Origin of the sequence: Streptomyces sp. NPDC046915 (assembly GCF_040644935.1) — a bacterium.
Classification (GTDB): domain Bacteria; phylum Actinomycetota; class Actinomycetes; order Streptomycetales; family Streptomycetaceae; genus Streptomyces.
The window spans coordinates 74612-80951 of record NZ_JBEYXB010000033.1; the positions used below are offsets into that span (position 1 = coordinate 74612).

General features: G+C 69.8%; 7 protein-coding genes and 3 pseudogenes. 8 read left to right on the forward strand and 2 right to left on the reverse strand.

The annotated features are described in order from the left end of the window. Window positions 1-3: 3 nt before the first annotated feature. Together ABZ915_RS44930 and ABZ915_RS44935 are read left to right on the forward strand one after the other, a co-directional pair. Window positions 4-345 carry a DUF6233 domain-containing protein gene (locus ABZ915_RS44930; protein WP_361816020.1) on the forward strand — a complete coding sequence of 114 codons (342 nt, stop codon included), beginning with the start codon at window positions 4-6 and terminating at the stop codon, window positions 343-345. 317 nt (window positions 346-662) lie between these two features. Further along, a complete protein-coding gene (locus ABZ915_RS44935; RefSeq protein WP_361816023.1) occupies window positions 663-1262 on the forward strand; it encodes a hypothetical protein in 600 nt (199 codons plus the stop codon). 27 nt (window positions 1263-1289) lie between these two features. Here the strand turns inward: ABZ915_RS44935 and ABZ915_RS44940 are convergent, their stop codons facing one another. Further along, a complete protein-coding gene (locus ABZ915_RS44940; protein WP_361816026.1) occupies window positions 1290-1508 on the reverse strand; it encodes a hypothetical protein in 219 nt (72 codons plus the stop codon). A gap of 337 nt (window positions 1509-1845) precedes the next feature. Between ABZ915_RS44940 and ABZ915_RS44945 the strand changes: the two genes are divergently transcribed. Beyond that, a complete protein-coding gene (locus ABZ915_RS44945) occupies window positions 1846-2652 on the forward strand; it encodes an IS5 family transposase (RefSeq protein ID WP_361816029.1) in 807 nt (268 codons plus the stop codon). Here the strand turns inward: ABZ915_RS44945 and ABZ915_RS44950 are convergent. Continuing rightward, a pseudogene (locus tag ABZ915_RS44950) lies at window positions 2594-3096 on the reverse strand (hypothetical protein). The gene ABZ915_RS44945 and the pseudogene ABZ915_RS44950 sit on opposite strands and share 59 nt — an antisense overlap. 464 nt (window positions 3097-3560) lie before the next feature. Here ABZ915_RS44950 and ABZ915_RS44955 point away from each other — a divergent pair. From ABZ915_RS44955 to ABZ915_RS44975, 5 genes and pseudogenes are all read left to right on the forward strand, one after another. Then, entirely contained in the window at window positions 3561-3806 is a 246-nt protein-coding gene (locus ABZ915_RS44955) for a hypothetical protein (protein WP_361816053.1), read from the forward strand. Window positions 3807-4112: 306 nt separating this feature from the next. Next, complete coding sequence (locus ABZ915_RS44960; RefSeq protein WP_361816032.1) at window positions 4113-4241, forward strand: hypothetical protein; 129 nt, start codon at window positions 4113-4115, stop codon at window positions 4239-4241. A 354-nt stretch (window positions 4242-4595) separates the two neighbouring features. Next, window positions 4596-4694: pseudogene (locus ABZ915_RS44965) on the forward strand (IS5/IS1182 family transposase); the annotation flags it as partial. Window positions 4695-4714: 20 nt separating this feature from the next. Next, window positions 4715-5613, forward strand: a pseudogene (locus ABZ915_RS44970) (glycoside hydrolase family 3 N-terminal domain-containing protein); the annotation flags it as partial. Between the two features lie 109 nt (window positions 5614-5722). Then, on the forward strand, window positions 5723-6238 hold the full coding sequence (locus ABZ915_RS44975; protein ID WP_361816035.1) for a hypothetical protein: 516 nt from the start codon (window positions 5723-5725) through the stop codon (window positions 6236-6238). The last annotated feature ends 102 nt before the right edge of the window (window positions 6239-6340 follow it).

Genomic DNA, 6340 nt, shown 5'->3' on the forward strand with positions numbered 1-6340 from the left:
TGGGTGAAGGCCCCCGACCATGTGGAGCCCGTCACCGACGTCGTGTACGACGCCGTTCCCACCACCCGCCTTGCGCCGCCGCCGATCGAACGGGAGATCCTCGGGCCGCGCCGCCCGACCGGTTGGGTGCTCCAGAGCTTGGACGGCTGGCGCGGGTCCGATCGCGGCGTCCTGCACGTCCCCGACTGCGATGAGGCACCCCCGGACTCGCCCGTCCTGACGGTGAGCCAGGCCTTGGACGCTGCCGAGAAGACGGGTGTCCGGCTGTGCTCGCTGTGCGGCGCAGTCCAGGAGCTGGAGCCGATGCTGAAGGGCATTGACCGCGGCTTCGAGCAGGGCTCCTGACCGGCTGCCGCATGGGCTCGCCGGGGCCCGCCCGAGCGTGCGACATAAGCGCGACACTGCCCCGCGATGGTGAGAGTGAACACCGGCGCGCCTGGTCTACGGCTTCGACGCAGTCGCCGACGCCGACCGGACCAGCCAGAACTACCTTGCGGTCGCCGACAGCATCCTGGAGTTCATCGCGCGCCGCGCCGTACGCGGCGGCGGCTGACCTGACATTCACTCTCCAGGGTGACCTGGGGCAACAGCTGTGTGCGGGATGTGCGTCAGGTAGGCAACGGGCCTGCCGCCTCCGGCGGGTGAGCGGCCAGGCTTCGGTCATGGAAAGTTTGATCGAGCTGGCCAGCTCGCTCGTATCCGGGGCGGTCATCGCCGTCCTCGCCTCGTGGCTGACCAACCGCGCCCGCAACCGCCAGGACCAGCAGGAGGAGATCGGCGCTCTGCGGGTGCAGGCCGACGCCATGACTGTGGCGGTGGCCGAACTGCAGGGCGCGGCCGCCGCCAACCGCCTGCTGTGGGAAGGCCCGGCTGAGCGGGCACGGTCGTTCCTGCTGGCCACCCTCGCGTACTTCGGCGGCGCGGCCCGGGCCCGGATCGCCGGCGGCACGGACGTGCAGAGCGGGCTGGTAGGCATGGGGCAGGCGGCGGAACTGCTGAGCCGGGACCGCCGGGCGAGCAAGCAGAACGCGGCCGCCGTACGGGAACCACTCACTCGGGTCGCCGCAGCCGCGGCCCCGCTGATGCGCTCCCCCGCCCCGGCCGTCGCTTCCGCCACCGAGCAACTGCTCAACGCCTGTGGGGACGTGGAGAACACCGAGCGCCTGGAGGCGGCCCTGGAAGCGTTCGGGCGGGCCGTCCGCGCGGCCACCGCCCCGCGACTGTCCTGGTGGGCGCGGCGCCGCGTTGTCCCGGCGGAATGACGGCCGGAACCTGGCTGTGCACGGCGTTCAGCTGCGGGCCCGCGCGAGTGCGGGCCCGCAGGCAGTTCCGCGTCGGGTTTCCCACCACAGCGTGATCAGGGTCACTGCGCCACTGCCAAGCTTGTAGGCGGCGCCCTGCAGGAACTCGCCCGGGACGTTCCGTCCCTGCTGGCTGATCCATTTACGCAGGTCACGGGCCCGGCGGGACAGGTGCTTGGGCTGGCGTTTCGCGTTACTCTCTTCCATACGGAGTTCCTCTCGTTGATAGGCGTGCTGGAACACCGCGCAAGGAGCCCTCCCAACTCAGAGGCCCGACTGCCTGTTCTCTATCCGCTTACGTGGTCGGCTGGGTTCGAGCAGCTTCCTGGATCGGGTGAGTCGGCCGATGTCGGGGCATGGAAGAGGGGCCTCTTGGTAGCTCGCGGTTGTCGAGTCCAGCGAGAATCAAGAGGCCCCGTTGTCGAAGTGTCGCGTGGTCGTGGTTGCCCGGTCCAGTTCGTCCACTCCTGCGTGTGACTGCCTCGCCCACAGGTTCGGGAACGCCTGCGACCGGCCAGATCGCTGGCCCCGCTACGGCTCGGACATGAGCGACGCGGAGTGGGCTGTGGTGAAGAATCTGCTGCCTGTTCCGGGATGGATGGCGGGCCGCGGCGGCCGGCCGGAGGGCTACTGCCACCGGCAGATGATCGACGCGGTGCGCTACCTCGTCGACAACGGCATCAAGTGGCGGGCGATGCCGTCCGACTTCCCGCCCTGGCCACGGGTCTACGCCTTCTTCGCCCGCTGGCGGGACACAGGGCTGACGGCCGAATTACACGACCGGCTGCACCAGGCGGTCCGCCAGGCGGAAGGCCGTGACCCGGAGCCAAGTGGGGCTGTGGTGGACTCGCAGTCGGTGAAAGCGGACGCGACCGTCGCCCACGCCTCACGCGGGTTCGACGCAGGCAAGAAGATCAACGGGCGCAAGCGGCACCTGCTGACCGACACGCTCGGGCTTCTCCTGGACGTGCTGGTCACACCGGCGTCCGTGACCGACCGGGACGGCGCCCGGATCCTCCTGCCGCCGGCAACCGGCCGCTTCCGGAGGCTGGCGCGGGTCTGGGCCGACGGCGGCTACACCGGCCACCTCACCGACTGGACCAGCCAGCATCTCGGGCTGGTCCTCGACATCGTCCGCCGGCGTGAGGACGTCCGAGGCTTCCAGGCACTGCCTCGCCGCTGGGTCGTCGAGCGGTCCTTCGCCTGGCTTCTACGAAGTCGGCGCCTGGTCCGGGACTACGAACGACGCACCGACACGAGCGAAGCCGTCATCCGGTGGTCGATGATCGCACTCATGAACCGCCGCCTGGCCGCACGAGCTCATCGGCCTGCCGCCCTGCCGGCAGGGTGAACCTTCCGGGCTTCGTCTCCACCAGCCAGCCACGTTCCACCAGCCTCTTCAACCGTGCTCTCGCTCCCTCGACGCGTGAGGCAGAGGCACTGTCCCAGCCGAGCACCACGGCCACCCGCCGGGCGCCCAGCCCGTCGTCTCCGGCCTCCGCCGCGGCGGCCATCACCGCCTGGTAGTCCACCGACAGGTCCGCGACCCCGGCCGCGTTCTCCCGATGCGGCACCGCACGGCGCGGGCCTACCGGCTCTGCAACGGACCGCCGACCGCCATGGCAGGTGCTTCCTCCTCGGCCAGTGCCTCCAGATACTGCTCGAGCCCGATCACCCGGCGTCTGAGGACCTCTTCGGCGTCCGCCAAGTCCGCCCGCACCCGCTTGAGTTCGGCTTCGAGCTGCTCCACCCGCACCACCGCGGCCTTCCGCCGCGCTTCCAGAACCGCCCGCATCGACGGCATCCGACACCCCCCACGGCAACTCGACCAGCAACGAGTCGAGGCTTCCGTGACAGCCGCAATCCCATGTCTGACCAGCAGAATCCGCACACGAGGTTCGGAAAGAGAACGCCCTCTAAGAGGCGATGGATCTGGAGATCGCGCCCAACAACGTCAACAACGTCCGACTGAAGCTCAAGCGGCTGGCCGAACGCGGGATCCTGATCGAGCCCGAGCAGGGGTTGTTCACCCAGCCACGGCCATAGCCCCCCAAAGCGGCCACCATCAGCCCGACAGCCCCAACTGCAAGCGCGAAACGGGCAGCATGTCACTTACCTACCCTCACCCCAGACCGTCGCCGGATGGATCCTCCGCCGTCCGGACACCCTCACCGAGACCGACCAACTCCAGCTCGTGGCGTCCGGACGCACTGCTTCGAACTCGACGCCCTCACCAGGCACGTCTACTCCTTCGCGACCATGCTCACCGAGCGCAAGGGCGAGTGCCTGCCCGACTGGCTCGACGCCGTCCGGCAGGGCGACCTCCCCAGCCTCCACACCCTCGCCGCAGGCATCGACCGCAACGCCGTAATCGCCGGCCTCACTCTGCCCTGGAGTTCTGGCGTCGTCGAAGGGCACGTCAATCGGATCAAGATACCCAAGCGCCAGATGTTCGGCCGGGCCGGCTTCCAGCTGCTGAGGAAGCGAGTCCTGCTCGCAGGATGAGCTCCGGTGCCGTGCGATAGATTGCGGGCGACACGTGAGAAGAGCTCGCATGGACTCCCGCATCCCGCGGTTGCGCCGCAAGCTGGCACGCATCCCCTACGCGCCCAACCGAAGCCACTCCTTTGGGGAGGAGCGGCACGAATTTCGTCTCGGCCCCCGCCTCACCAAAGGTCAGGAAGTCGCCTTTCTGCCGAGCATGACGTGGAACTCCCGCAGCCCTATCCAGACTTGCTCACCAACATGGGCGGCAGTGGTGCGTCTCCGTACTACGGACTCATCCCGTTGGAGGACTGCAGGCTCTTCACGATGAACTCCACAGACGCCAGTACGGGCTCAAGAGGATTCAGCCGGTCCTATCGCCCCACCCGCCGTGGTGACCTGTTCCTGCACGTCATGGAACGCGGCTGCAGCGATCTCCTCATGGAACTGAAGTGACGCCCCGGCCCAGAGCCCGCAATCGCCTCGCGCCACGGCTGCTTCCACCAGCGGCCGATTGCCCCGCGCACGCGACCCATGCCATGTCGTGGCAGGGCCATGCGGGCGGCTGCCTCGACGGCCCCGTACGGGCCGACTGCACTGAAGGCTGGGCGATGAGGAGGTCTGAGTGGCCGCGGTAGGTCCCCCACGTGCACGGCCCGGCCCCTGGCGCCCCGCCGCGCGGCGCCCGCGAGGCCCTGGCCTGGGGAACTCCTCTCCCGCACGCCGTACCCGTTCTGATCGAGTGGGACGGCCTCAGTTGGCACTGCGGTGATCACGGAGTTGCGGCGCTCTGTGATCACTGGGAGACCCGTGCCTGCGCTTCTCTTATGGCTGACCGAACCGCTCTGGGACCAATTCGCGACTCTGCTGCCGGCGCGGCCGGTCTACGACCCGGCCCACCCGCTGGGCTGATCCGCCGGGCATGGACGACTCACCGCTGGGAGGTCATCACCCACAGCTGCGAGGTGTGGGAGGCGTTGGACGCCGTAGCCAACCGGGCGGCGGCCGGGGCCGGCGTCCACTGCGTGATGACCGGGCACCTTCTGATCCTGTCCCTCGACGCCTCAGGCGACCAGGCCACCCTCCCCCGCCCCATCGTGACCAGTATCCTGCGCGAAAGCCTCGGCCACGACGGGACCGTGGTTCACCGACGCCTTCAACCAAGGGCGGGCGTCCGCTCGTGGTACGCCGACGACCTGGTGCCGGTACTCGCCCCTCGCGGCCGGTATTGACCAGCTCCTCGATCCGCCCGAGCCGGACGTGGCCTGGAACGCCGCGCTGAAGGCTGTACGGGACGACGAACTCGTTGAGTCGCGGCTCGACCGGTCGGTACTACGGATTCACTGGCGGTCGACGACACTGATCGCCGACGAAGGCCGGCTGCTCCCCCTCTCGCCCCGCACCCACCCCGGCCGCTGGTCGCGGGCGCCGACCCGACCTTCCCCTCGGGCACCAGGGGCTCGCCCACCGCCGTCCTCGCCGGACTCGGCTTCACCGGCAACGGTCCTGTCCACGGGCACGGACCCGTCGGCCGAGACGGCGGCCCCCGGTGGCAGTGGCCGGGGAGACGGACGCGGTGCTGCTGGCGACGTACAACGTCACCGCGGCGATTGCGTAGCGCGCCCTGGCGGACCGGCTGGCGGCGACGGGCCGGTTGATCGTCGTGGTGGCAGTCCGCCTGGCCACCTAGTCCTGTACCGAGGCCGAACTGCGCGCCTCCGCACGGGTGATCGCGGGGACGGTACGGCCACAGGGACGGCTCCCGGTGCCGGTTCCACGGGCGGACGACCCGGCCCGCGAGCTCTACCCGCTCGGCCACGGGCTGGCGCGACCCGGGCGGTCTGGTGCGTCAACCCGTGGGTTGACGTCAGGTATCAACCCAGGAGTCAACCCGCGGGTCGAGGCCGTGCGGCGCCGTGGGCGGCAAGCTCTTCCCCATGACGACGACTGACTATCTCATCTCCGCCGCCCTGATCCTTCTGGTGATTCCGCAGATGCGCGGCGGCCGTCTGACGCCCCGCACGCTCCTGCTGCCGCTGGTGTCCGTCAGCGCCGCGGCCGCGCACTACCTGCATTCCTTCCCGACCCAGGGCCACGACGTTCAGCTGGACCTCGTCGGCGTCACGATGGGCATGGTGCTCGGACTGGCCAGTGGACTGGCCACCCGTGTCAGCCTGACCGAGGACGGCGCCGCGTACTCCAAAGCCGGGTGGCTGGCCGCCCTGCTGTGGGTGCTCGGCATGGGCGCGCGCTCGGCCTTCGTGTACTGGGCCGAGCACAGCGGCGCTCACACCATTGCGCAGTTCAGCCGTGACAACCTGATCACCGGCACCGCCGCCTGGACCGCCGCGCTGCTGCTGATGGCCGTCACTCAGGTGGTGTGCCGCCTGGTGGTGGTGCGCGTCCGGGCCTACCGGCTTACCTCCCCCCTTGTCACCCCCGCCGTGGCCTGAAGCGTGGTGCCCTGCAGACCGCCGCTCGCAACACACTCCGCCCTGGCCCGGTTCCGCGTTCGCTGGCCCGGGCCGGGCTTTGCGATCAGCGGCGCAGCGTGC